21 protein-coding genes are annotated in these 23044 nt (G+C 68.8%); 8 read left to right on the top strand and 13 right to left on the bottom strand.

What is annotated here, in order from left to right; genetic code table 11:
- Positions 1-24 precede the first annotated feature (24 nt).
- Both HDA44_RS13560 and HDA44_RS13555 read left to right on the top strand, forming a co-directional pair.
- Positions 25-1071 (top strand): lactonase family protein, encoded by a 1047-nt coding sequence (locus HDA44_RS13560; RefSeq protein WP_184834345.1) that lies wholly within the window; start codon positions 25-27, stop codon positions 1069-1071.
- A 79-nt stretch (positions 1072-1150) separates the two neighbouring features.
- Positions 1151-2026: an aldo/keto reductase gene (locus HDA44_RS13555; protein ID WP_184834343.1), complete on the top strand. Its 876-nt coding sequence runs from the start codon at positions 1151-1153 to the stop codon at positions 2024-2026.
- A 115-nt stretch (positions 2027-2141) separates the two neighbouring features.
- Here HDA44_RS13555 and HDA44_RS13550 read toward each other — a convergent pair whose 3' ends face one another.
- Complete coding sequence (locus HDA44_RS13550; RefSeq protein ID WP_184834341.1) at positions 2142-2987, bottom strand: hypothetical protein; 846 nt, start codon at positions 2985-2987, stop codon at positions 2142-2144.
- 263 nt (positions 2988-3250) lie between these two features.
- On the opposite strand from HDA44_RS13550, the gene HDA44_RS13545 reads away from it, so the two are divergent.
- The 4 genes from HDA44_RS13545 (at position 3251) to HDA44_RS13530 (ending at position 6921) form a co-directional block, all read left to right on the top strand.
- Positions 3251-4285 carry an AAA family ATPase gene (locus HDA44_RS13545; RefSeq protein ID WP_184834339.1) on the top strand — a complete coding sequence of 345 codons (1035 nt, stop codon included), beginning with the start codon at positions 3251-3253 and terminating at the stop codon, positions 4283-4285.
- A gap of 29 nt (positions 4286-4314) precedes the next feature.
- Positions 4315-5277, top strand: a complete 963-nt coding sequence (locus HDA44_RS13540; protein ID WP_184834337.1) for a DUF58 domain-containing protein — start codon at positions 4315-4317, stop codon at positions 5275-5277.
- On the top strand, positions 5277-6230 hold the full coding sequence (locus HDA44_RS13535) for a VWA domain-containing protein (protein WP_184834335.1): 954 nt from the start codon (positions 5277-5279) through the stop codon (positions 6228-6230). The genes HDA44_RS13540 and HDA44_RS13535 overlap by 1 nt, the downstream gene beginning before the upstream one ends.
- A gap of 193 nt (positions 6231-6423) precedes the next feature.
- Positions 6424-6921 carry a DUF3145 domain-containing protein gene (locus HDA44_RS13530; RefSeq protein WP_184834333.1) on the top strand — a complete coding sequence of 166 codons (498 nt, stop codon included), beginning with the start codon at positions 6424-6426 and terminating at the stop codon, positions 6919-6921.
- Positions 6922-7157: 236 nt separating this feature from the next.
- On the opposite strand, the gene HDA44_RS13525 is transcribed toward HDA44_RS13530, so the two are convergent.
- The 6 genes from HDA44_RS13525 to HDA44_RS13500 form a co-directional block, all read right to left on the bottom strand.
- A complete protein-coding gene (locus tag HDA44_RS13525) occupies positions 7158-8585 on the bottom strand; it encodes a carboxyl transferase domain-containing protein (protein WP_184834331.1) in 1428 nt (475 codons plus the stop codon).
- Positions 8586-8587: 2 nt separating this feature from the next.
- A complete protein-coding gene (gene fabF, locus HDA44_RS13520; protein WP_184834329.1) occupies positions 8588-9823 on the bottom strand; it encodes a beta-ketoacyl-ACP synthase II in 1236 nt (411 codons plus the stop codon).
- Positions 9824-9957: 134 nt separating this feature from the next.
- On the bottom strand, positions 9958-10206 hold the full coding sequence (locus HDA44_RS13515) for an acyl carrier protein (protein ID WP_130380551.1): 249 nt from the start codon (positions 10204-10206) through the stop codon (positions 9958-9960).
- A gap of 74 nt (positions 10207-10280) precedes the next feature.
- Positions 10281-11270 (bottom strand): beta-ketoacyl-ACP synthase III, encoded by a 990-nt coding sequence (locus tag HDA44_RS13510; protein WP_184834327.1) that lies wholly within the window; start codon positions 11268-11270, stop codon positions 10281-10283.
- Positions 11267-12460, bottom strand: coding sequence for an acyltransferase domain-containing protein (locus tag HDA44_RS13505; RefSeq protein ID WP_184834325.1), 1194 nt, complete (start codon positions 12458-12460; stop codon positions 11267-11269). The genes HDA44_RS13510 and HDA44_RS13505 overlap by 4 nt, the downstream gene beginning before the upstream one ends.
- A 79-nt stretch (positions 12461-12539) precedes the next feature.
- Positions 12540-13763 carry a PucR family transcriptional regulator gene (locus tag HDA44_RS13500; protein ID WP_184834323.1) on the bottom strand — a complete coding sequence of 408 codons (1224 nt, stop codon included), beginning with the start codon at positions 13761-13763 and terminating at the stop codon, positions 12540-12542.
- A gap of 165 nt (positions 13764-13928) precedes the next feature.
- Between HDA44_RS13500 and HDA44_RS13495 the strand changes: the two genes are divergently transcribed.
- Complete coding sequence (locus HDA44_RS13495; RefSeq protein ID WP_184834321.1) at positions 13929-14972, top strand: PHP domain-containing protein; 1044 nt, start codon at positions 13929-13931, stop codon at positions 14970-14972.
- Positions 14969-15976, top strand: a complete 1008-nt coding sequence (locus tag HDA44_RS13490) for a pirin family protein (protein WP_184834319.1) — start codon at positions 14969-14971, stop codon at positions 15974-15976. The genes HDA44_RS13495 and HDA44_RS13490 overlap by 4 nt, the downstream gene beginning before the upstream one ends.
- On the opposite strand, the gene HDA44_RS13485 is transcribed toward HDA44_RS13490, so the two are convergent.
- The 6 genes from HDA44_RS13485 to HDA44_RS13460 form a co-directional block, all read right to left on the bottom strand.
- Positions 15951-16508, bottom strand: a complete 558-nt coding sequence (locus HDA44_RS13485; RefSeq protein ID WP_184834317.1) for a hypothetical protein — start codon at positions 16506-16508, stop codon at positions 15951-15953. The two genes, HDA44_RS13490 and HDA44_RS13485, sit on opposite strands and share 26 nt — an antisense overlap.
- Before the next feature lie 163 nt (positions 16509-16671).
- Positions 16672-17697 (bottom strand): ABC transporter ATP-binding protein, encoded by a 1026-nt coding sequence (locus tag HDA44_RS13480; RefSeq protein ID WP_184834315.1) that lies wholly within the window; start codon positions 17695-17697, stop codon positions 16672-16674.
- Positions 17687-18754, bottom strand: coding sequence for an ABC transporter ATP-binding protein (locus HDA44_RS13475; protein WP_184834313.1), 1068 nt, complete (start codon positions 18752-18754; stop codon positions 17687-17689). Before HDA44_RS13475 ends, HDA44_RS13480 begins: the two co-directional genes overlap by 11 nt.
- Positions 18751-19890: an ABC transporter permease gene (locus tag HDA44_RS13470; RefSeq protein ID WP_184834311.1), complete on the bottom strand. Its 1140-nt coding sequence runs from the start codon at positions 19888-19890 to the stop codon at positions 18751-18753. The genes HDA44_RS13475 and HDA44_RS13470 overlap by 4 nt, the downstream gene beginning before the upstream one ends.
- Positions 19887-20891, bottom strand: coding sequence for an ABC transporter permease (locus tag HDA44_RS13465; protein WP_184834309.1), 1005 nt, complete (start codon positions 20889-20891; stop codon positions 19887-19889). The genes HDA44_RS13470 and HDA44_RS13465 overlap by 4 nt, the downstream gene beginning before the upstream one ends.
- A gap of 15 nt (positions 20892-20906) precedes the next feature.
- A complete protein-coding gene (locus tag HDA44_RS13460) occupies positions 20907-22883 on the bottom strand; it encodes an ABC transporter substrate-binding protein (protein WP_184834307.1) in 1977 nt (658 codons plus the stop codon).
- Positions 22884-23044: the final 161 nt, after the last annotated feature.

Genomic DNA, 23044 nt, shown 5'->3' with positions numbered 1-23044 from the left:
GATTTGCGATTAGCCTCCGCTGGCATGAACCTCAGCCGCCGGGGATTCCTCGGCTTCACCGCCGCCCTCGCCCCGATCCACCAACTCGCGACCCGTGAGGCTCCGGAACCACGCCCACGCCGGGCCGGCACGATGTACCTCGGTACGTACGGTCCCGGTGTCGGCATCGCGACGTACGACGTCGACGGCCGGATCACCGCGACCGGGACGATTGCCGACGTACCCAATCCGTCCTTCGTGATCCGGTCCGGAAACCTCCTGTACGCGGTCAACGAGCAGGACGCCGGCGCGGTCACCGCCATCGACATCTCCGGTACGCCGAAGGTGCTGAATCGTCAACCCACCAAGGGATCTGGGCCTTGTCACCTGGCCAAGATCGGCAATCAGCTGGTCACCGCGAACTACGGCTCGGGCGATGTCTCCGTTCACCCGATCAACGCCGATGGGAGCCTTGGGCAACCAACTGAGCTGGTCAAGCACGAGGGTTCCGCGCCGCACGCGCACCAGATCGTTCAGGCCGGCGAGTACGTGCTGGCGGTGGATCTCGGCACCGATTCGATCTACTCGTACACGCTGGCCGGCGGGAAGCTTGCCCTTAAGCACCAGGCGAAACTCGCGACCGGAGCCGGGCCGCGCCATTTGGTATACCATCCGTCCGGCAAGTACGCGTATGTGGCGGACGAGCTGAACAGTACGGTCACGATCTGCGGGTACGACGCGGGCGTCTTCACCGTGCTGAAGTCGATCCCCGTCGCGAGCGGAAAGAACTATCCGGGCGAGATCGTGATCTCGGCCGACGGGCGCTTCGTGTACGTCACGAACCGTGGCCACAACAGCGTGTCGATCTTACGCACCGTCCGTGGTGGCGCGGAGCTGGAGCTGGTTGGTATACCGGGATGTGGTGGAGACTGGCCGCGGCACTGCGCGTTCGACCCGGCCGGCCGACTGCTGTTCGTCGCGAACCAGAAGTCGAACAACGTGGCCACGTTTTTGGTAGACCAAACCACCGGCGGCCTGACGCAGACGAGTGATTTCGGTACACCATCCCCGGTGTGCGTCGCCGGTTGGTAGGACGTCCGGTTCGAGATGCGGATCCTTGACCGAGCCACGATCCTGGAGGTACCCCAGCCGACCCGCGGAGGTGAGTGCGATGGCCGCACCCAGCCAGGTCCTCGCCGCCCGGTCGACGCACGACCTCCGGCTACCGCGATTCGGCCTCGGCGGTTCGCATCTCGGCCAACCACCTGGCGCCGACGGCGACGCGGGCGCGATCGCGACGGTCGACGCGGCGTACCAGGCCGGGATCAGGTTCTTCGAGACGTCACCGGCGTACGGCGAGGCGGAGCGGAGGCTTGGTACGGCGCTCGGTCGGCGCCCGCGAGCGGAACTCCTGATCGCGACCAGACTGCCTGCGACCAGACTGCCTGCGACCAGACTGCCTGCGACCAGACTGCCCGCGACAGCTGACCTGGAGTCCGCGATCCGGGAGAGCAGCGAACGCCTCGGCCTGACCGCGGACCTGGTCCTCCTCCAGCACGATTCCGGCTGGGGAGTCGAGGAGGTGCGGCGGGCTGGAGTTGTTGGGCGGGTGGGTGTGGTTTCGGGGGATTGGCGGGTGCTGGATGAGGTGGTGCGGGGTGCGGAGCCGGATTGTGTTTTGCTGACTGCTGGCTACTCGTTGCTGGATCAGTCGGCCAGGCCGTTGCTGGAGCGATGCCGGGAGCGGCGGGTACCCGTGATCGTGTCGGGGGTGTTGACGCCGCAGGTCCTGCAGGCGGAGAAATCGAGTGAGCCTGACGGGGTTCGGGCGCGGCGGATCGCGGCGGTGTGTGAGCGGTACGGGGTGTCGTTGCCGCAGGCCGCGCTGGCGTTTCCGGGGCGGCATCCGGCGGTCGCGTCGGTGTTGATCGCGGCGTCCACGCCGGCTGAGATCCGGGCGGACGCGGCGCTCGTACGCCAGGCCGTGCCGCAGAAACTGTGGCAGGACCAGGAACTGATCCGCCTGCTGTCCCAACCCGATCACTGAGCAGCCCGATCACTGAGCAGCACGCCCGGTGAGCAGTCCGACCACTGAACAGTCCGACCACTGAGTAGGTGGCGGGTGCGGCTGAGACCCTGGGCCGGCCAGTGAGCAGTTGCTGTTAGAACTTGTCGCCTGGGTTGGTTGGGGTGGCGGGGGAGCCGGTGCCTGGGGTGGTTGGGATGCCTGTGGTCGGGACCGTGGACGGGCCCTTTGTGGGTGTGCCGGTCGAGCCAGGTGGCGGCGTGGTCGGGGTGATGGTTACCGTCACCGTGTTGCTGGGAGACGGGATCACCGGTTCCGGTTCCAGTGGTGCGGCGTTCCGGAACAGGTACCAGGCCAGTACGACGGCCAGCGCCATGATCAACGCCATCGTGAGCAGCGCCCAGCCGAGTGCCCAGCGCGATGCCGGGCGGAGGGCATTCGGCCAAGGGAGGGGCCAGATCCGGAACAAGCCCGGACGGCGGCGGTTCTCCCAGTAGTGCCGGAAGTCGGGGCCGCGACGCCGGCCGACCTGGGGGATTCGGTCCATCAGTACCGCGGACAGGATGTCTTCGCCGCGGCGTTCGGCGATCAGGCGTTCGTCGGACACCGCGCTCGAGCCGTCGTCCGCGTGGATCGGGCCGATCGCCACCCAGAGGGCGAGGTCGCCGTCGTCGGAGTCGTTGTGGGCGAGTACCGAATCCGCGGGCAGGTCGTCGACCGCGTACACGAACCGGTCCCGGGCGGCCGCGTCGTCCGCTGAGCCCTCGGTCATCATCGCGACGACGGCGTCCCGGCCGGTCTCGTCGCGGGCCGCGTACAGGTAGCCGGCCGCGTTCGCCCCGAGCCGGCCGCGCAGCCAGAACTCGCCTACCCGGGGCGGATCCTCCGGCTCCAGCGGCAGCGCCGCCGGGATGTCCAGCGCAGGCGGCTGCTCCGGCACGTCCGCCGGCTGCACCTCAGGCTGGGAATCCGTCGCAGTCATCACCCCAATCCCACCACATCCCTGGTAGCACCCCACACCCCGCGCCCCACCCGCGTACGCCGCGAACGGCGATCTGAGTGCGGCGCGGCACCGCGTACGAGGGGCGGCGGGGTGCAGGCGACTCGTACGGGGGTGGGGTGGATTTGGGGTGGGAAGGGAGGATGGGGGAGTCCGTGCGGGTGCTGGCCCCGGGGATCTGATGGAATGGGCGGTGTTGTGGAGTGGGGAATGACATGGCCCGCGCGGGGCCCGGAAGGACAGGGATGACCGAAACCACGGTGCCGGCCGGAACGGTGGCTCAGCAGTCGCGGCTGGTCGGTGAGGCCATCGGTGAGGTCAAGCGGGTGATCGTCGGCCAGGAGCACATGGTCGAGACCCTGATGGTGTCGCTGCTGGCCAAGGGTCACTGTCTGCTCGAGGGCGTGCCGGGGGTCGCGAAGACGCTCGCCGTCCGGACCTTCGCCAGCGTGGTCGGTGGCAGTTTCGCGCGCATCCAGTTCACCCCGGACCTGGTCCCGTCGGACATCGTCGGCACCCGGATCTACCGCCAGACCCGCGAGACGTTCGACATCGAGCTCGGCCCGACGTTCGTGAACTTCGTGCTCGCCGACGAGGTGAACCGCGCGCCGGCGAAGGTGCAGTCGGCGATGCTGGAGCTGATGGCCGAGCGGCAGGTGTCGATCGGCGGCCAGACGTTCCCGATGCCGAAGCCGTTCATCGTGATCGCGACCCAGAACCCGATCGAGTCCGAGGGCGTGTACCCGCTGCCGGAGGCGCAGCGGGACCGGTTCCTGGTCAAGATCGATGTACCGCATCCGCGTGGCCACGAGGAGTTCGAGATCCTCCGCCGGATGAGCGTGGACCCGCCGGAGCCGCGGCAGGTGCTGAAGCCGGAGACGATTCTGGAGCTGCAGCGCACCGCGGAGCAGGTGTTCGTCCACAATCTCGTCGCGGAGTACGCGGTCCGGCTGGTGATGGCGACGCGTACGCCGACCGACTTCCATCTGCCGGACCTGGAGCCGATCATCGAGCTCGGCGTCAGCCCGCGCGCGACCCTGGGCCTGATCGCGGCCGGCCGGGCGCTGGCGCTGATCCACGGCCGTGACTACCTGCTGCCGAGCGACATCCAGACCGTCGCGCTGGACGTGATGGGTCACCGTCTCGGCCTGACGTTCGACGCGGTCGCCGACAACATCGACCCGCGCGCGGTGGTGGAGCGCATCCTGGCCACCGTCCCGCCGCCGCAGCCGGTCTGGCGCGACGGCACCGACGGCACCGGCCGCCCGGAGTTCGTCTAGTGCTCCACCGCCCCGATCCACGAGCTGCGATGACGATTTCGCAGCTTGCTCCTGAGCGGGCGTTGCGGCGGTTGGAGCTGACCGTCGTGCGCCGTCTCGAGGGCTATCTGCACGGAGAGCATCTCGGCCTGCTGCCCGGTCCTGGTACGGAGCTGGCGGAGGCCCGTGAGTACCAGGTCGGTGATGACGTACGACGGATGGACTGGGCGGTCACGGCGCGTACGACGATGCCGCACGTCCGTGACCTGATCGCGGACCGCGAGCTGGAGACCTGGGCGCTGGTCGACCTGTCCGGTTCGATGGACTTCGGCACGTCGACGTTGGAGAAGCGCGAGCTCGCGGTCGCGGCCGTCGCCACCGTCGGGTTCCTGACCCACCGGCTCGGGGACCGGTTCGGCGGCCTGATGCTTCGCGACTCGGCGCTGCGGCGCTGGCCGGCGCGCTCCGGGCGGCTCGCCTTGTACGGGCTGTTGCGGGCGCTCCTCGCGGAGCAGTTCAGCGGCAACGAGGAAGTACATCGCAGCGACCTGTCCGCGGCGCTGGAGTCGATGGCGCGTACGCAGCGCAAGCGTGGGCTGCGCGTGATCGTGTCCGACTTCCTCACCCCGCAGGACGGGGAAGTGGCCAGTCAGGTGGAGCCGTCCTGGGAGCGTGCGATGCGTAAGCTGACCGCGCAGCACCAGGTGCTCGCGGTCGAGATCGTCGACCCGCGCGAGCTGGAGCTGCCGAACATCGGCGTCGTCACGATCGGCGACCCGGAGACCGGTGAGGTGCGCGAGATCGACACCCGGCGGCGGAAGGTACGGGAGGCGTTCGCGGTGGCCGCACTGGCACAGCGGGAACGAACCCGCGCTGCCCTGCGTAGGGTAGGTGCGGGGCATCTGGTGCTGCGGACCGACCGCGACTGGGTCGCCGATACGGTGCGGTTCGTACTGGCGTACCGGCGCGTCGCGCCCCGTCTGCACCAACCGCCGAAGGGAGTGGCCCGCTAGTGGAGTTCCTGTCTCCGGGGCGGTTGTGGTTCCTGCTGCTCGTCCCGCTGATTCTCGGTGGGTACATCTTTCTCCAGCACCGCCGTTCGCAGTACGCGCTGCGCTTCACCAACATCGCGCTGCTCGACCGGGTCGCGCCGCGGCGGCCGCAGTGGCGGCGGCATCTGGCCGTCGGGCTGGCGCTGGTCGCCGCGCTGATGTGCATCGTGGCGTTCGCGCAGCCGAAGGACAAGGTGAAGGTGCCGCGGGAGCGGGCCACCATCGTGGTCGCGATCGACGTGTCGCTGTCGATGATGGCCACCGACATCGACCCGAACCGGCTCGAGGCGGCGAAGAAGTCGGCGAAGAACTTCGTCAACCAGCTGCCGTCCAAGTTCAACGTCGCGCTGGTGAACTTCGCCGGTTCGGCCTCGATCATCGTGCCGCCGACCACCGACCGGTCGACCGTACTGCGCTCGATCGACGGTCTGGAGCTGGCCGAATCGACCGCTACCGGTGAAGGCATCTTCACCTCGCTGCAGGCGCTCACCCAGGTCCCACCGGACCCCGAGCACCCGACCGAGCCCGCTCCGGCGCGGATCGTGCTGCTGTCCGACGGGAAGCGGACAGTCGGCCGGACCGCCCAGGAGGGCGCGGAGGCGGCGAAGGCGAAGAACACCCCGGTGTACACGATCTGCTTCGGCACCGACTCGGGGTTCATCGAGATGGACGGCATCCGCCAGCGGGTACCACCGGACCGGACCGAGCTGCGGTCGGTCGCGGAGATCAGCGGCGGCAAGGCGTACACGGCGGAGTCGGCCGGTGAGCTGGAGGACGTCTACAAGGACATCGGCTCCTCGGTCGGGTACGACGAGGTCGACAAGGAGGTCACCGCCCGGTACGCCGGTATCGCGATGCTCTTCACACTGGCCGCCGCCGGCGCCTGCATCGCGCTCGCTAGCCGCTTTCCCTAAATGAGTACTGCCCCTTAGACACGGTGATGTGGTTGACACGGCGAGGTTGCTGGTGTTCGGGGGAATGGTGGGGCAAGATGGACCAAAGTTTCACGGGTCGTCTTGTGATGCCCTGAGAGACTGACACAGCACCGAGCTCTACTGACTGTTCGAGAACGCTGGGGAAGGCGCCCCTCGAGCACAGGAGGTCCCGGTGGCGACGACTCGTGGCGTTCTGTACGTCCACACGGTGCCGTCAGCGTTGTGCCCTCATGTCGAGTGGGCCGCGGGCGGCATCCTTGGCGTGCCCGTGAAACTGGACTGGACGCCGCAACCAGCGGCCCAGGGCACGTACCGGGCCGAGCTGTCCTGGCAGGCCGAGGCCGGTACCGCGGCCAAGCTGGCGTCCGCGCTGCGCGGCTGGCAGAAGCTGCGGTTCGAGGTCACCGAGGAGCCGAGCAACGGCGCCGAGGGCGAGCGGTACTCGTTCACGCCGACGCTCGGCGTCTTCCACGCGACCACCGGCGTGCACGGCGACATCATGGTTCCGGAGGAGCGGCTGAAGGCGGCCATGCTGAAGGCGGCCAGCGGCGAGGCCGACCTGACCGAGGAGGTCGAGCGCCTGCTCGGCCGTCCGTGGGACGAGGAGCTGGAGCCGTTCCGGTACGCCGGTGACGGCGCGCCCGTGCGCTGGCTGCATCAGGTGGTCTGAGCACTCCCTGAGAACTTCAGAAGAAAGCCGTGAAGGGCGGAGCTTTCGCCGAACTTTTCGGTGAGACTGAGCATCAGACGTTGCACAAGGGTGGGAGGGGCCGTGGCCGCTGGGCCACCGGGTGTCGGGACACCCCCGGTGGTTGTGAACAACAGCGGCCGCACCACGTGAAGGGCGCGAACCTCAGGGTTCGCGCCCTTCTAGCCGTTAAGGGCCGTTAGCCGTGAGGCCGTCTTCTAGAGCGGGATGTTCCCGTGCGCCCCGCGGATCGGTCCGTCGGCAGCGGCCGCCGCCAGTGCGGCAGCCAGCGCCGTACGCGTCCGGGTCGGCTCGACGATCTCGTCTACGACGCCGATCTCCCGCGCCCGATCCAAACCACCCGCGATCTGCTCATGCTCAGCCGCAAGCTCCGCCTCGACTTGCGGCCGCAGCTCCGGGTCGACCTCGGCCAGCTTCCGCCGGTGCAGCACCCGGACCGCCGCCACCGCACCCATCACCGCCACCTCCGCGCGCGGCCAGGCAAACACCCGAGTCGCGCCGAGCGACCGCGCGTTCATCGCGATGTACGCCCCGCCGTACGTCTTCCGGGTCACCAGCGTCACCCGCGGTACGACCGCCTCCGCGAACGCATGCAGCAGTTTGGCGCCCCGGCGTACGACCCCGTCCCATTCCTGACCGACCCCGGGCAGGTACCCGGGTACGTCCACGAGCACGACCAGCGGTACGCCGAACGCGTCGCACATCCGGACGAACCGCGACGCTTTCTCCGCCGACAGCGCGTCCAGACAGCCGCCGAGCCGGAGCGGGTTGTTCGCGATTACGCCGACGGTACGCCCGCCGAGCCGGCCGAGCGTGGTGACGATGTTCGGCGCCCAGCGCTGGTGGAGTTCGACGGGGGAGTCCTCGTCGAGCACCCCGCCGACCAGCGGGTGCACGTCGTACGCGCGTTTCGCCGACTCGGGCAGGAAGCCGGACAGATCGGTGTCCGGGATGCCGGTCGAGATCGTGCCCTGGTTGGCGAGCAGATCGGTCAGTCGCCGGGCCTGCTCCAGCGCGGCCGTCTCGGAGTCGGTGGTGATGTGTACGACGCCGGAGCGACGCCCGTGCGGTTCGGGACCGCCCAGCCGGAGCATGTCGACGTCTTCGCCCGTGACCGAGCGCACCACGTCCGGCCCGGTGACGAAGATCCGTCCCTCCGGGCCGAGGATGACGATGTCGGTCAGCGCCGGACCGTACGCCGCCCCGCCGGCCGCCGGCCCGAGGACGACCGAGAGCTGCGGGATCTTCCCGGAGGCCTGGGTCATCGCGTAGAAGATCTTGCCGACGGCATGCAAACTCAGTACGCCCTCGGCCAGTCGCGCGCCGCCCGAGTGCCACAGACCGATGATCGGCACCTGCTCGGCGCGCGCCACCTCGTACGCCCTCACGACGACGTCGCAGCCCTCGTCGCCCATCGCGCCGCCCATCACGGTCGCGTCGGAGCAGAACGCGACCACCGCCGCACCCTCGATCCGCCCGCGCGCCGCGACCATGCCGGACAGGTTGTCCGGGGTGATCAGCTCCAGACTGCCCGGATCGAGCAGGTTCGTCAGCCGGGTGACCGGGTTCCTGGGGTCGAGCTCGCGGGGGACCTTCGCCGGCTTCTGCGGTGCGGCGGTGGTCATGACTACACCGACTTGAAGGCGATGGCGGCGTTGTGGCCGCCGAAGCCGAACGAGTTGTTCAGCGCCGCGATGTCGCCCTCGGGCAGCTTGCGCTGCTCGGTCGCGACGTCCAGCTCGATCTGGTCGTCCAGCTTGTCGACGTTGATGGTCGGCGGTGACACCCGGTGGTGCAGGGCGAGCACGGTGGCGACCGACTCGACCGCGCCGGCGCCGCCGAGCAGGTGACCGATCATCGACTTCGGCGCGGTCGCGACCGCGTGGTCGGCGTCCTTGCCGAGCGCCTGCCGGATCGCCAGCGACTCGGCGATGTCACCCTGCGGCGTGGAGGTCGCGTGCGCGTTGATGTGGAAGATGTCGGCCGGGGTCAGGTCGCCCTCGGACAGCGCCCGCTCCATCGCCCGGCGGGCACCGGAACCGGTCGGGTCGGGCTGCGCGATGTCGTGACCGTCGGCGGAGATACCGGCGCCGGCGAGCTCGGCGTAGATCTTCGCGCCGCGCGCCTTGGCGTGCTCGTACGACTCCAGGATCAGGACGCCCGCGCCCTCACCGAGCAGGAATCCGTCCCGGTCCACGTCCCACGGCCGGGACGCCTTCTCCGGGTCGTCGTTGCGCTTGCTGAGCGCCTGCATCATCCCGAACGCGGCCAGCGGCAGCGCCATGATCGCGCCCTCGGCACCACCGGCGATGATCACGTCCGCGCGGCCGAGCCGGATCTGGTCGAGCCCGAGCCAGATCGCTTCGTTGCCGGAGGCACACGCCGACACCGGGGTGTGGACGCCGGCCTTCGCGCCGAACTCGAGACTGACGTACGCGGCCGAGGAGTTCGGCATCAGCATCGGGATCGCCAACGGCGAGACCCGGCGCGGGTTGCTCCGCAGGGCGTCGTAGTTCGACAGCGTGGTGTGCAGGCCACCGATGCCGGAGGCAACCGCTACGCCGAGCCGCTCCTTGTCCAGTCCGGAGTCCGCCAGGCCGGAGTCGGCCCAGGCCTCGCGGGCGGCCACGACGGCGAGCTGCGCGGTCCGGTCCAGCCGGCGCGCCTTCACCCGCTCGATCACCTCGGTCGGGTCGACCGCGGCCGGTGCCGCGATCTGTACCGCCAGGTTCTGCACCCACTCGTCGGTCAGCCGGCGGGCGCCGGAGCGGCCGGCCAGCAGACCTTCCCAGGAGCTGGCCACGTCGCCGCCGAGCGGGGTCGTGGCTCCGAGCCCAGTGATGACGACTCGGGTCTTCGACATGGTTACCTCATCCTTCACATCGGCGATCTGCGGTTGGGTGCGAGGGGTGGTGGTGCGGGTACGGGGGTGTGGCCGGTGTGGTGCTCATCGAGCGGCGCCCGATGAGCACCCGGCCAGCACGGTGACGGCGTACGTCAGCCGTTCTGGGCGCGCTCGATGAACGCGACCGCGTCGCCGACGGTCTTCAGGTTCTTCACCTCGTCGTCGGGGATCTTCACGTCGAACTTCTCCTCGGCGGCCACCACGACCTCCACCATGGAGAGCGAGTCGACGTCGAGGTCGTCGGTGAAGGACTTGTCCAGCTGGACGTCCTCGACCGGGATGCCGGCGATCTCGTTCACGATCTCGGCGAGGCTGGAACGGATCTCTTCGGTGCTGGCCATCTCTTGGTTCCCTTTCGGATTTCTGCTGACTTACCGCCGGGGCAGCCATCTGAACCGCCCCGGACAACTATGGACTACGGAATCCGGACCACCTGGGCCGCGTACACCAGCCCGGCGCCGAAGCCGATGATGAGCGCGAGGTCGCCGCTCTTCGCCTCGCCGGACTCACGCAGTGCGGAGATCGCGAGCGGGATCGACGCGGCGGACGTGTTGCCCTGCCGCTCGATGTCGCGGGCGACCTTGACGTGCTCCGGCAGTTTGAGCGCCCGGCGCATCGCGTCGGTGATCCGCATGTTCGCCTGGTGCGGTACGAACAGGTCGAGCTGCTCCGCCTTCACCCCGGCCACGTCGAGCGCCTGCTGCGCGGTCTTCGCCATCTCGAACGACGCCCAGCGGAACACCGGGTTGCCGTCCATCGTCAGGTGCGGCCAGTTGTACGTGCCGAACACCTCCTGCCAGGACTCGCGCTGGCTGATCACCTGGTGCTGCGTACCGTCCGAGCCCCACACGACCGGGCCGATCCCCGGCTCGTCGGCCGGACCGACGATCGCGGCGCCGGCACCGTCGGCGAAGATGAACGCGGTACCCCGGTCGGTCCGGTCGGTGATGTCGCTGAGCCGCTCGACGCCGATCGCCAGCACGTACTTGGCGCTGCCGCCGCGGACCAGGTCGTTCGCCATCGCGATGCCGTAGCAGAAGCCGGCGCAGGCGGCCGAGATGTCGAACGCGGCCGCGGTCGGGGCGCCGACCTGGACGGCGACCTGGGTCGCGATCGCCGGTGTCTGGTACAGGTGCGTGACGGTGGCGACGATCACGCAGCCGATGTCGGCCGCGTCGATCCCCGCCTCCGCCACTGCTTCCTTGGCGGCGTTCACCGACATCATCAGCACGGTTTCGTCGTCGTCGGCCCAGCGCCGTTCCTTGATCCCGGACCGGGTCCGAATCCACTCGTCACTCGAGTCGATCTGCTCGAGGATCTCCGAGTTCGGTACGACGCGCCGCGGCCGGTACGACCCGATTCCGAGGATTCCCGCGTACCGCGCGCCTGTCGACGGCGTGATCATGCGGCACCCCCGGCCGGGTGGAGACGAACGAGCGGCTGGCCCGGGGCGACCGGGTCGCCTTCTTCGGCGAGCCACTCGACCACGATGCCGCCGTGTGGCGCGGTCACCGCGACCTGGTCGCGCAGGCTGTCGACGGTCGCGACCACCTCGCCGGCCTCGACCTTGTCGCCGGCCTCGCGGCGGGTCTGGCCGGCGCGGGTGAAGGTGCCCTTGATCGGCGCGACCAGCAGCCGCCAGGTGGGGGAGGCGTCGATCTCGGACGGGCTGCCGTGCTTGTCCACGAACGCGCGGGCGTCGTCGAGCTGGTCCGGGGTCTTCAGCGCGAACGTCTCGACGCCCTTCAGCGCCCGCCGCGCGATCCCGGTCAACGTACCCGCCGGGGGCAGCTCCAGGATGCCGGTCACCTCGAGCTCGGACATCGTCTGCATACACAGATCCCAGCGGACCGGCGCGTTCACCTGCGTCACGAGCCGCCGCAGCACGTCCTGCCCGTCATGCACGACATGCCCGTCCCGGTTCGAGATCAGGCGCGTACGGGGGTCGTGCGTACTGATCGCGGTCGCGTACTTCGCCAGGGTCTGCACGGCCGGCTCCATGTGCCGGGTGTGGAACGCGCCGGCCACCGACAGTGGGATCAGCCGCGCCTTCGCCGGCGGGTCGGCGGCCAGCGCGGCCAGCTCGTCAACGGTGCCGGCGGCAACGATCTGGCCGGGGCCGTTGTCGTTCGCCGGGGTCAGGCCGTGCTCGGCGAGCTTGGCCAGCACCTCGTCCCGGTCGCCGCCGAGTACGGCCGTCATCGACGTCGGCGTCAGCGCCGCCGCGGCCGCCATCGCCTTGCCCCGCTCGCGGACCAGCACCATCGCCTGCTCGGCGGTCAGTACGCCGGTGCCGGCCGCCGCGGCCAGCTCACCGACGCTGTGCCCGGCCACCGCGCCGACCTTGGCGAACGCGTCGGCCGGGTGCGGGAACACCGCCAGCGCGGCCAGCATGCCGGACGCGACCAGCAGCGGCTGCGCGATCGCGGTGTCCCGGATCGTGTCCGCGTCGGCCTGGGTGCCGTAGTGGGCGAGGTCGAGGCCGGCGACCGCGGAGAGCCAGTTCAGCCGGCTCTCGAAGACGGGGTCGGCCAGCCACGGCTCGAGGAATCCTGGGGTCTGGGCACCCTGACCGGGCGCGACGATGACGAGCACGTGACAACTCTCCCTCAGCCGGGCCCGCCGCGAGCCGCACGGCGAGCACGAATTCTACCGGGCTGCTTTTGTAGATATCCTACAAACCCGGGCTACCCGGCTCGGGATTGAGCAGGCGGCCCAAGGTCAGTGCGACACGCAGTGTGAAACTGTCGCGCGGATTCAGCGGGTTGTACCCGGTGAGGTCGGTCACACGCTTCAGCCGGTACCGGACGGTGTTGGCGTGGATGAACATCGCCCGGGCCGTCGCCTCGATCGAGCCGCCGGAGTCCAGGTACGCCGAAACCGTGCCGAGCAGCACGCCATCGCCTGCCGTGAGCGGGGCGTACACCTCGGTGGCGAGTTGCCGGCGGGCGTGGCCGTCTCCGGAGAGTGACCGTTCCGGGAGCAGTTCGTCGGCCTGCACCGGGCGCGGGGCGTCCGGCCAGGCGGCGGCCGCGCGCAGCCCGGCGATCGCGGCCCGGGCCGAGGTGACGGCGGCGGTCAGGTCCTTCACCACCGGCCCGACCACGATCGGCCCAGGTCCGAACCAGGGTGCGAGTTTTTGTACGATCTCCACAGGTTTGCTCGTACCGCCCAGTACCACCACCAGCCGATCACCCTGAATCGCACACAACGCATCGGCCCCCGCCTCCCGAGCCGCATTACGCACAGTATCCGCCAGGTTCGCTCCGCCGCCCTGACCACCAGCACCACTTGGGGTGTTGGGGGTGGTGGTTTCGGGGGTTTGGGCTTTGCCGACGACTACTGCTACTTCGGTGGTGCCGGCGGCGCCGGTCCAGCCGAGGGCGGAGGCTCGGGAGCGGACCGACTCGTCCGCCTCGCCGCGGATCACCGAGTCGACCAGCAGTGCTTCCAGCCGGGCGTCCCAGGCACCGCGCATCTCGGCCGCCTGCGCGTACACGGTCGCGGCGGCGAAGGCGACCTCGCGCGCGTACCGCTGGATCGCCTCGTGCACGATCGGCACGTCGTCGGGCGGCAGCAGCGTACCGATGGTGTTCTCGATCGTCTCGATCGTGGTCCGGACCAGATCGACGGTCTGGTGCAGCGAGATCACCCGGGTGAACTCCCGCGGCGCGGACCCGAAGATCCGGGTCGGCATCGACGAGTGCGCGCCCGGATCCCGGAACCATTCGACGAAGGCCGAGATCCCCGACTGCGCGACCAGCCCGATCCAGGACCGGTCCTGCGCCGACAGTTCCCCGAACCAAGGCAGCTCAGCATCCATAGCCGCCATCGCCGCCGTAGCCAGCGCCCCGGTAGCCCCCTGCAATCGCTCCGCCCGAGCCGCATGCCCCGCCATGTCCCCATCATCGCAGGAAGCGGCGTACGCCCCAGCGCACCACCGCCAACCCCCACTTTGAGAACCCACCGCGCATCCCCGCGGCGTTGAAACGCGCGGTGGCTTCTCAAGGTGGGGGTTGGCGGTGAGGCGACCTGGTGGCGGAGCCGCTGCGATGATGGGGGGATGACGGACAAGGCGGGGGTGGAGCGGGCGGTTGGGGCGCTGCGGGCGATCGGGTACTACCTGGAGCGGGACCGGCAGCCGACGCATCGGGTCAAGGCGTACCGGCGGGCGGCGGACACGATCGCGGCGCTGCCGGCGTCCGAGGTGCGGGCGCGGCGGCGGGCGGGGACGCTGACCGAGCTGGCCGGGATCGGGCCGAAGACCGAGGCGGTGATCGTCGAGGCGATGGACGGCGCCACCCCGGCGTACCTGGTCAAGCTGGAGGAAGCGGCCGGTGAGCTGACCTCGGCGGGCAAGCGGATGCGGGCAGCGCTGCAGGCGGACCTGCATCTGCATTCGGAGTGGTCCGACGGCGGCAGCCCGATCGAGGAGATGGCGCGTACGGCGTATCGGCTGGGGCACAAGTACCTGGCGCTCACCGACCACTCGCCGCGGCTGACCGTCGCGAACGGACTGTCCCGCGAACGCCGCCTGCAGCAGTTGGAGGTAGTTGCCGAGCTCAACAAGAAGCTGCAGGCCGAGCTCGACGGCTTCACCATCCTGAACGGGATCGAGGTCGACATCAACGAGGACGGCACGCTCGACTGCGACACCGAGATCCTGGCCCGGCTGGATGTCGTCGTCGCCAGCGTGCACTCGAAGCTGCGGATGGCGGCCGAGCCGATGACCGAGCGGATGGTCCGCGCGATCGCCAACCCGCACGTGGACGTACTGGGCCACTGCACCGGTCGCCTGATCACCGGTGCGCGCGGGACGCGGCCGGAGTCCGAGTTCGACGCGGAGGTGGTGTTCGAGGCGTGCCGCCAGTTCGGTACCGCGGTCGAGATCAACTCGCGGCCCGAACGGCTCGACCCGCCGAAACGCCTGCTGTCGCTGGCCGTCGAGATGGACTGCGTGTTCTCGATCGACACCGACGCGCACGCGCCCGGTCAGCTCGACTGGCAGGTGTACGGGTGTGAGCGCGCCGAGGACTGCGGCGTCACGCCGGAGCGGGTGATCAACACCTGGGACCAGCAGGAACTCCTGGAATGGACGGCGCCATGAGCGATCTGGAGAAGGACCCGGCGGAGGTCGTGGGTACGGGGGAGTGCGATGGTCCCGTACTGGAAATGCTCGAGGCGCGTGAGGTCGTGCTCGGCCGGACCACGAAGGTACGCCGCCTGCTGCCGAACAAGAATCGCCGCATGGTCGGCGCGTGGTGCTTCGTCGACCACTACGGGCCTGATGATCTGACCAGGCGCGTCGACTCGTACGACGTACCGGGTGGGCGTGGGATGCACGTTCCGCCGCATCCGCATACCAGCTTGCAGACGGTGAGCTGGTTGTTCGAGGGCGAGATCGAGCACCGGGACACGGTCGGGTCGCACGCGTACGTTCGGCCGGGCGAGCTGAACATCATGACCGCGGGCAACGGCATCGCGCATTCCGAGGTGTCGACGCCGGATGGGCCGCCGATGCTGCACGGTGCGCAGCTGTGGGTGGCGCTGCCCGATTCGGTTCGGTCTACGACCGCGCCGGCCTTCAATGCGTACGCCGATCTGCCGACCGTCGCGTTCGACGGCGCGCGGGCGACGGTGATGATCGGTACGGTCGCCGGTGTCACCTCGCCCGCGCCCGCGTTCACTCCGCTGGTCGGCGCGGACATCACCATCGAGCGGGGGCGTAGGCTCGCGCTTCCGCTGACGCCCGCGAACGAGTACGCCGTCCTTGTCGTCGAAGGCAAGCTTTCGGTCGGTGAACTCACGCCTGGGTTCGGCGAGATGGCCTACTTCGGGTCCGGGCGTGAGTCGATCGAGCTGGTTGCTGCCGACAACGGTGTGCGGTTCCTGCTGCTCGGTGGTGAGCCGTTCGAGGAGGAGCTGGTGATGTGGTGGAACTTCATTGGCCGTACCCACGAGGAGATCGTGGCCGCGCGCAACGACTGGCAAGCGGCGATCGAGGCCGGCGGCAACGACCGCTTCGCGATGGTTCCTGGTTACGAGGGTGGCCCGCTGCCGGCTCCGCCGCTTCCCGGTACCACTCTCAAACCCCGGCCACGCTCTCGCTGACCCGGTTGCCGGCGGCCGGCCGCGGCTCGTCGCGGCGCCGGCGGTAGTACGCCCAGGTGACGACGAGCAGGGCCGGTCCCCAGAGGTTGAGTGGTGAGTAGCAGGCCAGCATCAAGATCTTCCAGTTGGTGCTCTCGAACGGGATGAAGTGGCCGGTGTACGCGTCCCGGAAGCCGTACGTCCAGATCGCGATCAGTGACAGCGCGCCGAGCGTGGCCGGGATGATCGCCGCGTACGGGTGGACGCGCCATCCGCCGAGGAACGGAATCCAGCGCGGCACGACCTCACCCCAGCGGCTGACCATGCCGAGCGCGGTCAGGGCGATCAGCTCGGAGAAGACCGTCAGGCCGACCACGTACACCTTGCCGCCGGCGCCTTCGAGCAGGGTCGGGGTGCCGTTCGCGTCGACCAAGCCCATCGACGAGCCGAACACCAGGCCGAGTCGCCAGAGCCCGGACGGCAGAACCATGAAAGGGATCAGGTGGGCGAGCCGGTAGGCCCAGCGCGGGACGGGACGCTCTGTCGTGTTCACGCTCCGAGCATCCGGTATACCAAAGGTCCACACCTCACCCGCGCGAGTGAACCCACTCCCTCCAGCGAACCTTCAACCCACAGGATCCCCTCGCACCGAGCGCTCACCTCCGCGACCCCAGCATCATCTCCGCGACGCGAACATCACCTCCGCGACGCGGACATCAGCGGGTGACGTCAGCGTCGGCGTGGGATGCGTACACACCGTCCAGGGTGAGTTCCTCGGCGCGGTGGCAGCGGGGTACGGTGGTGGGCTCGGTCTGGCTGCAGAGGTCGATGGCATACCGGCAGCGGGGCTGGAAGCGGCAGCCGGTGAAGTGCTCGTCCGGCGTCGGCACCTCGCCGGCCGGGAGCACCTCGTCGCGGCGCCGCAACCGTGGGTCCGGTCGCGGGACCGATCGCAGCAGCGCCTCGGTGTACGGATGCTGGGGATGGTCGAACAAGTCCTCGGTCTCGGCCTCTTCGACGATCCGCCCGAGGTACATGACGGCGACCCGCGTACACAGGTGCTGGATCACCGACAGATCGTGCGAGATGAACACGTAGGTCAGACCGAGCTCGTCCTGCAGGTCCTCCATCAGGTTGAGGATCTGACTGCGGACCGATACGTCGAGCGCGCTGACCGCCTCGTCCGCGACCACCAGCCGGGGCTCGGTGACCAGCGCCCGGGCGATCCCGATCCGCTGCCGCTCGCCACCGGAGAATGCGTGCGGGTAGCGCCGCATCAGCTCGGGCCGTAGACCACAGCGCCGCAGCGCTTCGGCGACCCGGTCCTTCACCTCGCTCCCGCTCGCTAGATTGTTGACAATCAGCGGCTCGGCGACGATCTGCTGCACGGTCATCCGCGGGTTGAGCGAGGAGTTCGGGTCCTGGAAGACGGTCCGGATCTCGGTCCGCAACGGGCGCAGCTGACTCCGGGACAGGCCGGCCAGGTCGACTTCGGACCCGTCGGCGCGCCGGTACACAATCCGCCCCGTGGTCGGTTTGTGCGCCCGCAGGATGCAGCGCCCGAGCGTGGTCTTGCCACACCCCGACTCACCGACCAGACCGAGCGTCTCGCCGCGCCGGACGACCAGATCGACGTCGTCGACCGCGTGTACGGTCGTCCGGTTCCGCCGGCCGAACAGCCCGGCGCCGCCGGTGAATCGCATGGTCAGGCCTTCGACCCGCAGGATCTCCTCAGCCGGCATCGGCGGCCACCTCCTCGTGCTCCAGTTCGTGCCCGGCCCGGATGCTGTCCGCGGTCGGGTAGTGCACGCAGCGGACCTCGCGCTCCCCGTCGCTGACCAGGTCAGGATTGTCGACATCACACTCGCCGAGGACGACGTGATCGCAGCGCGTCCGGTACGGGCAACCGCTCGGCCGCTGCTGCGGATGCGGAACCTGCCCGCGGATTGTCGGCAATCGACGCCGGGCCCGCCGTTCGATCCGCGGTACGGAGCGCAGCAGCGCCCGCGTGTACGGGTGCCGTGGATCGTGGAACAAGGAGTCGACGTCGCACTCCTCGACCACGTTGCCGAGGTACATCACCGCGACCCGGTCGGCCAGCTCGGCGACCACGCCGAGGTCGTGGGTGATGAACAGGATCGCCATCCCGCGCTCCTCCTGCAGCTTGCGCAGCAGTCGCAGGATCTGGGCCTGGGTGGTGACGTCGAGGGCGGTGGTCGGTTCGTCCGCGATCAGTAGTTGCGGGCGGCAAGCAAGCGCCATCGCGATCATCGCGCGCTGCCGCATCCCGCCGGAGAGCTGGAAGGAGTACGCGTCGATGCGCTGCTCGGGGTTTGGGATCCCAACACCGCGCAGCTCGGCGATGGCGCGTTCGCGGGCCTCCTTCTTGCCCAGCTGCTCGTGCAGCCGGAGCACCTCGACCAGCTGCTGCCCGATCGTGTGCACCGGGCTGAGCGCCACCATCGGCTCCTGGAACACCATCCCGATCTCTTTGCCCCGGATCCGCCGCAACTCCGGCCCGCGCGGATCCAGCGCGGCAAGATCAACAGCTTCTTCAGCTTCGCGGGAGCGGAAGTTGATGCGGCCGGCAACGATTCGGCCGGGTGGGTCGACCAGCCGGAGGATCGAGCGGGCGGTGACGCTCTTGCCACAGCCGGATTCGCCGACGATGCACAGCGTCTTCCCCGGTTCGACCCGCAGAGTCACGTCGTCGACCGCCTTGACCAGACCGTCGGCGGTTTCGAAGTGCGTACTGAGCTTCTCGATCTCCAGCAGCGGCTCGATGATCTGCCTCCTCATGACTCGTACGGGTCGGCGGCGTCCCGCAGACCGTCACCGACGAAGTTCAGCGCCATCACCGCGATCACCACCGCGGCTCCGGCGGCCAGCAGCCAGGGCGCCGCGGTCAGTACCCGGATGCTCTGCGCCCCGCTGAGCAGCACGCCCCAGCTCACCACCGGCGCCTGCAGGCCGAGCCCGAGGAACGACAGCGCGGTCTCGCCGAGGATCATCCCGGGTACGGCGAGGGTGAGCGACGCGATGATGTGGCTGGTGAACGCCGGCAGCATGTGCCGGCCGACGACGCGATGCCAGCGCGCGCCGTCCAGCTCGGCCGCGAGTACGAAGTCCTCGCCGCGGATCTGCAGGAACCGGCTGCGGATCACCCGTGCCAGCCCGGTCCAGCCGATCAGCGACAGGATCAGCGTGATCGCGAAGTACGTCTTCAACGCGCTCCACCCAGGTGGTACCGCGGCCGCCAGGCCGAGCCAGAGCGGCAGCGTCGGGATCGACATGAAGAACTCGATCACCCGCTGCACGATCCCGTCGACCAACCCACCGAAGTACCCGGAGATGCCGCCGAGCAACAGGCCGAGAACAAGGGCCGCACTGACACCGATCAACCCGACCGACATCGAGATCCGCGTCCCGTAGATCACCCGGGACAGATTGTCGCGGCCCTGGTCGTCGGTGCCGAGCAGATGGAACGGCGCCCCCGGCTGACTCGGCCCGATCAGGTGCCGGTCGGACGGAATCAGCCCCCACAGCTTGTAGTGATCACCTTTCGCGAACAACCGGATGCCGTACCGCTGCGATTTGTCGACCGTGTAGTCGCGGAGCAGCGTCTCGGGATTGGGCGTGCCCTTGTACCCGTTGACGAACAGATGCGGACTGGAGGTGAACGACACCTTCATCAACTGCGGTGGCGCGTACGCGCGATCGGACGCGTACGTCTCCTGGGTCTGTGGCGCGAGGAACTCGCAGAACGCCGCCGTGAAGTAGATGAACCCGACGATCCACAGCGAGACGACGGCGAGTTTGTTGCGTTTGAACCGCCGCCAGATCAGCGTCTGCTGGGACGCCAGCGCAAGCGTCGGTTCGGCCGCGGCCGGGACCTCGTCGGGGGAAGCGGCGGTAGGGGTCTGCAGCACGGTCATTTGGAACTCCCCGCGTACCCGATCCGGACCCGCGCGTCGACGGCCGCGAGCAACAGGTCGGAAATCAGCGTGCCGATCACCGTCAGCACGCAGGCGATCAGGATGATCCCGCCGGCCAGGTACATGTCCTGGCTCTTCAGCGCGTTCAGCAGCAGCGGCCCGGTTGTCTCCAGCCCGAGCACGCTCGCCACCAGTACCTCGCCGTCGAACAGCGCCGGGATCGTCCACCCGATGGTGGCGATGAACGGGTTGAGCGCGACCCGCGTCGGGTAACGCATCAGTAGTTTCCGCTCATCCAGCCCACGCGCCCGCGCCGCGGTGACGTACGGCTTGTGCAACTCGTCCAGCAGATTCGCCCGCAGGACGCGGATCGTGCCCGCGACCCCACCGGATGCCAGTACGAGCACCGGCAGCCAGAGGTGATTGAGCAGATCGAGCAACTTGCCGAGATTCCACGACGCGTCTTCGAACTCCGGCGAGACGATCCCCGACAACGTCACCCCGAACAGTTTGAACTCCAGGTACACCACGGTCAGCGCGATCAGGAACCCCGGTACGGCAAGCCCGAGGAACGTCAGCGCGGTGATGACGTAGTCGAGCTTGGAGTACCGGCGCGCGGCCGAGTAGATGCCCGCGATCAGCGCCACCGTCCACCCGATCAGCCAGGTCGCCAGACCGAGGCCCATCGTCAGCGGCAGCCGCTCACCCAGCAGGGTCGAAACAGGTTTGTTGTACTGGAACGACTGCCCGAAATCGCCGTGCAGCACGATGTTCGTCATCCACCGCAGGTACTGCTCGAGTGGTGACTTGTCCAGCGCGTACTGGGCGCGCAGCGCCGCGAGCTGGTCGGAGCCGACCGTCTGACCCTGCTGCTGCAGTTTGGCGACGACCGTGGTCAGGAAGTCGCCGGGCGGCAGCTGGATGATCAGGAACGACACCAGTGAGATCAGCAGGACAGTGGGCAGCATCGCCAGCAGGCGGCGGACCAAATAGCCGGCCAAGGGGATCCCTTCGGGTCAGGAGTGCTTCTCCGGGGAGTCGAAGTACATCTGCTCCGGCGACGAGGCGTTCTCGTAGTGGGTACGGAAGCTGGCGATCGCGTCCGGGCGTACGTTCCGCAGGTCGCCGGCCGCGATCAGCGGCTGGAACGGCGTACCGACGGTGCCGATGATCCAGACGTTCTGATCGTGCAGCTTGAGGATCTGGCGCCCGAGTTCGAGCCGCTTGTCCTTGTCGGCGGTGGTGACCAGCTGGTCGTACAGCGTCTGCAGTTTGCGGATGTCGCCGGCCGGTTCGAGCGCGAACTTGTCCTTCGGGTTGCCGTACCAGTTGCCGTACTTCGGCGCCCAGTACGTCAGCCCGTTGGTCGGGATGTACCAGAGCGAGTCGATGTCCCACAGGATCGTGGCCGGCGGGTACGCGACCAGGTCGTAGTCGCCGTGCGGGATCTCCTCGTACCAGAGTTCCGGCGTCATCGGCTTGGCGACCAGGTCGATCCCGACCGCCTTCCAGTACCGCTGCGCGTACTCCAGCACGCTGATCGCGTCGATGCCGACGCCGACCTCGAAGCACCGGCCGACGAGCTGCATCTTCTTGCCGTCCGGCCGCAGCCGCATGCCGTCCGGTCCGCGCTGGGTCAGCCCGGCGGCGTCGAGCCGTTTGTTCGCTTCGGCGACGTCGTACTCGATGAACCGCTGGCCCATGCCCTTCTCGAAGTACTCGTCCTCGGGCTGCGCGCAGGGGTGCCGGATGAAGCCCTGGCCGGCGAACAGCGCGTCGTTCATCTCCTTGCGGTTGATCGCATGCGAGAGTCCGGCACGGAAGTCGACCTTCTGGAACAGCGCGCGCAGCACCGGGTCGGGGTGGCTCTGGTTCAGGTTCAGCGAGGTGTTCGGCTCGGCGACCCAGCGGTTCACCTTGTAGCCCTTGGATTCCTGGTTCTTGATCAGCAGCGGAAGCTGTTCGGCCTGGATGTCGGTGACCTGCAGATCGAGCTGACCGTTCGCGCCGCGCAGGCCGAGCGTCTCGGCCGGCATCACCGTGTACTGCTGGGTGTCGATGTACGGGAGCTGACGCCCTTGCTCGTCGACCTTCCAGTAGTACGGATTGCGCTCGAGCCGGGCCGTCACGCCGGAGCCCTGCAGCGGCGCGACCAGCTTCCACGGACCGAGGATCGGCGCGTCGGCGTTCTTCCAGATGTCGCGGCGGCTCTTGAAGAAGTCGGCCCAGGACGGCGCCGGGTACTTCTTCATCAGCGTCTTCAGCTGGGCCGGCGAGACGAAGTCCTTGTGGAACTGCTTCAGGTAGTGCGCCGGCAGCAGTACCGTCGACGACGAGCCGAAACCGGTCAGGCCGATGAAGCACAGGTACTTCAGCAGCAGACCGTGCGGTACCTCGAACTCCATCCGCAGCGTGTGGTCGTCGACCTTGACGAACTTGCCGGGCTTGCCGCCAGGCGCCAGCCAGCCGGGGAAGACCGGGTTGAGCTCCTTGTTCAGGAACTCCTTCTCGTACGCGAACATCAGGTCGTCGGCGGTGAACGGCTGCCCGTCGGACCACTTGACGCCTTCGCGGAGGTGGAAGACGTAGACCTTGCCGTCCTCCAGCACCTCCCACTTCTCGGCCAGGCCGGGGCCGGGCTCGGCGGGCGTCGTCGGGGTCCACTCCAGCAGACCGGCGAACTCGGCGTACTGGTTCTGCGTCGCGTTCCGGTCGATCTGGCCGCGCTGCAGCACCCCACCGAACTTGCCGGGGCTCTGGATCGGTTTGATCACCATCGGGTTCTTCGGCAGCCGCTGTTCAAGCGGTGGAAGCTTGCCGTCCTTGACCATCGCGGTCAGGACCGGCGACTCCTTCGCGCCCGCGTCAGCGGCCGCGGATCCGGTGGTCTTCTTTGCATCGGTGGAGAAGAACGAACAGCCCGCGACCGCCGACGCGGACAGGGTGAGGCCGGAGACCCGGAGAAACGTCCGGCGGCTCAGGGGATCGGACACGGTGGCTACCTCCCACGCGGACGGGGTCCGCCAATTAGCGCTCTTCGCGGACGGAGTCCGCCAGTCGGTGCTTCCCGCGGACGGAGTCCGCCGGTCGGTGCTCTTTCCGGGACAGTGACACGAATCTCAGCATACTTCAAGATCTGAGTTACATTTTCATT

This window comes from Kribbella solani (assembly GCF_014205295.1).
Classification (GTDB): domain Bacteria; phylum Actinomycetota; class Actinomycetes; order Propionibacteriales; family Kribbellaceae; genus Kribbella; species Kribbella solani.
Note: the sequence above shows the minus strand (reverse complement) of the source record. Positions and strands in the feature narration are given on the sequence as shown.

Excerpts from the sequence above, each read along its gene's own strand:
- HDA44_RS13560 (WP_184834345.1), top strand. The coding sequence starts at position 25 with ATGAACCTCAGCCGCCGGGGATTCCTCGGCTTCACCGCCGCCCTCGCC.
- HDA44_RS13555 (WP_184834343.1), top strand. The coding sequence starts at position 1,151 with ATGGCCGCACCCAGCCAGGTCCTCGCCGCCCGGTCGACGCACGACCTC.
- HDA44_RS13550 (WP_184834341.1), bottom strand. The coding sequence starts at position 2,987 with ATGACTGCGACGGATTCCCAGCCTGAGGTGCAGCCGGCGGACGTGCCG.
- HDA44_RS13545 (WP_184834339.1), top strand. The coding sequence starts at position 3,251 with ATGACCGAAACCACGGTGCCGGCCGGAACGGTGGCTCAGCAGTCGCGG.
- HDA44_RS13540 (WP_184834337.1), top strand. The coding sequence starts at position 4,315 with ATGACGATTTCGCAGCTTGCTCCTGAGCGGGCGTTGCGGCGGTTGGAG.
- HDA44_RS13525 (WP_184834331.1), bottom strand. The coding sequence starts at position 8,585 with ATGACCACCGCCGCACCGCAGAAGCCGGCGAAGGTCCCCCGCGAGCTC.
- fabF (WP_184834329.1), bottom strand. The coding sequence starts at position 9,823 with ATGTCGAAGACCCGAGTCGTCATCACTGGGCTCGGAGCCACGACCCCG.
- HDA44_RS13515 (WP_130380551.1), bottom strand. The coding sequence starts at position 10,206 with ATGGCCAGCACCGAAGAGATCCGTTCCAGCCTCGCCGAGATCGTGAAC.
- HDA44_RS13510 (WP_184834327.1), bottom strand. The coding sequence starts at position 11,270 with ATGATCACGCCGTCGACAGGCGCGCGGTACGCGGGAATCCTCGGAATC.
- HDA44_RS13500 (WP_184834323.1), bottom strand. The coding sequence starts at position 13,763 with ATGGCGGGGCATGCGGCTCGGGCGGAGCGATTGCAGGGGGCTACCGGG.
- HDA44_RS13495 (WP_184834321.1), top strand. The coding sequence starts at position 13,929 with ATGACGGACAAGGCGGGGGTGGAGCGGGCGGTTGGGGCGCTGCGGGCG.
- HDA44_RS13490 (WP_184834319.1), top strand. The coding sequence starts at position 14,969 with ATGAGCGATCTGGAGAAGGACCCGGCGGAGGTCGTGGGTACGGGGGAG.
- HDA44_RS13480 (WP_184834315.1), bottom strand. The coding sequence starts at position 17,697 with ATGCCGGCTGAGGAGATCCTGCGGGTCGAAGGCCTGACCATGCGATTC.
- HDA44_RS13475 (WP_184834313.1), bottom strand. The coding sequence starts at position 18,754 with ATGAGGAGGCAGATCATCGAGCCGCTGCTGGAGATCGAGAAGCTCAGT.
- HDA44_RS13470 (WP_184834311.1), bottom strand. The coding sequence starts at position 19,890 with ATGACCGTGCTGCAGACCCCTACCGCCGCTTCCCCCGACGAGGTCCCG.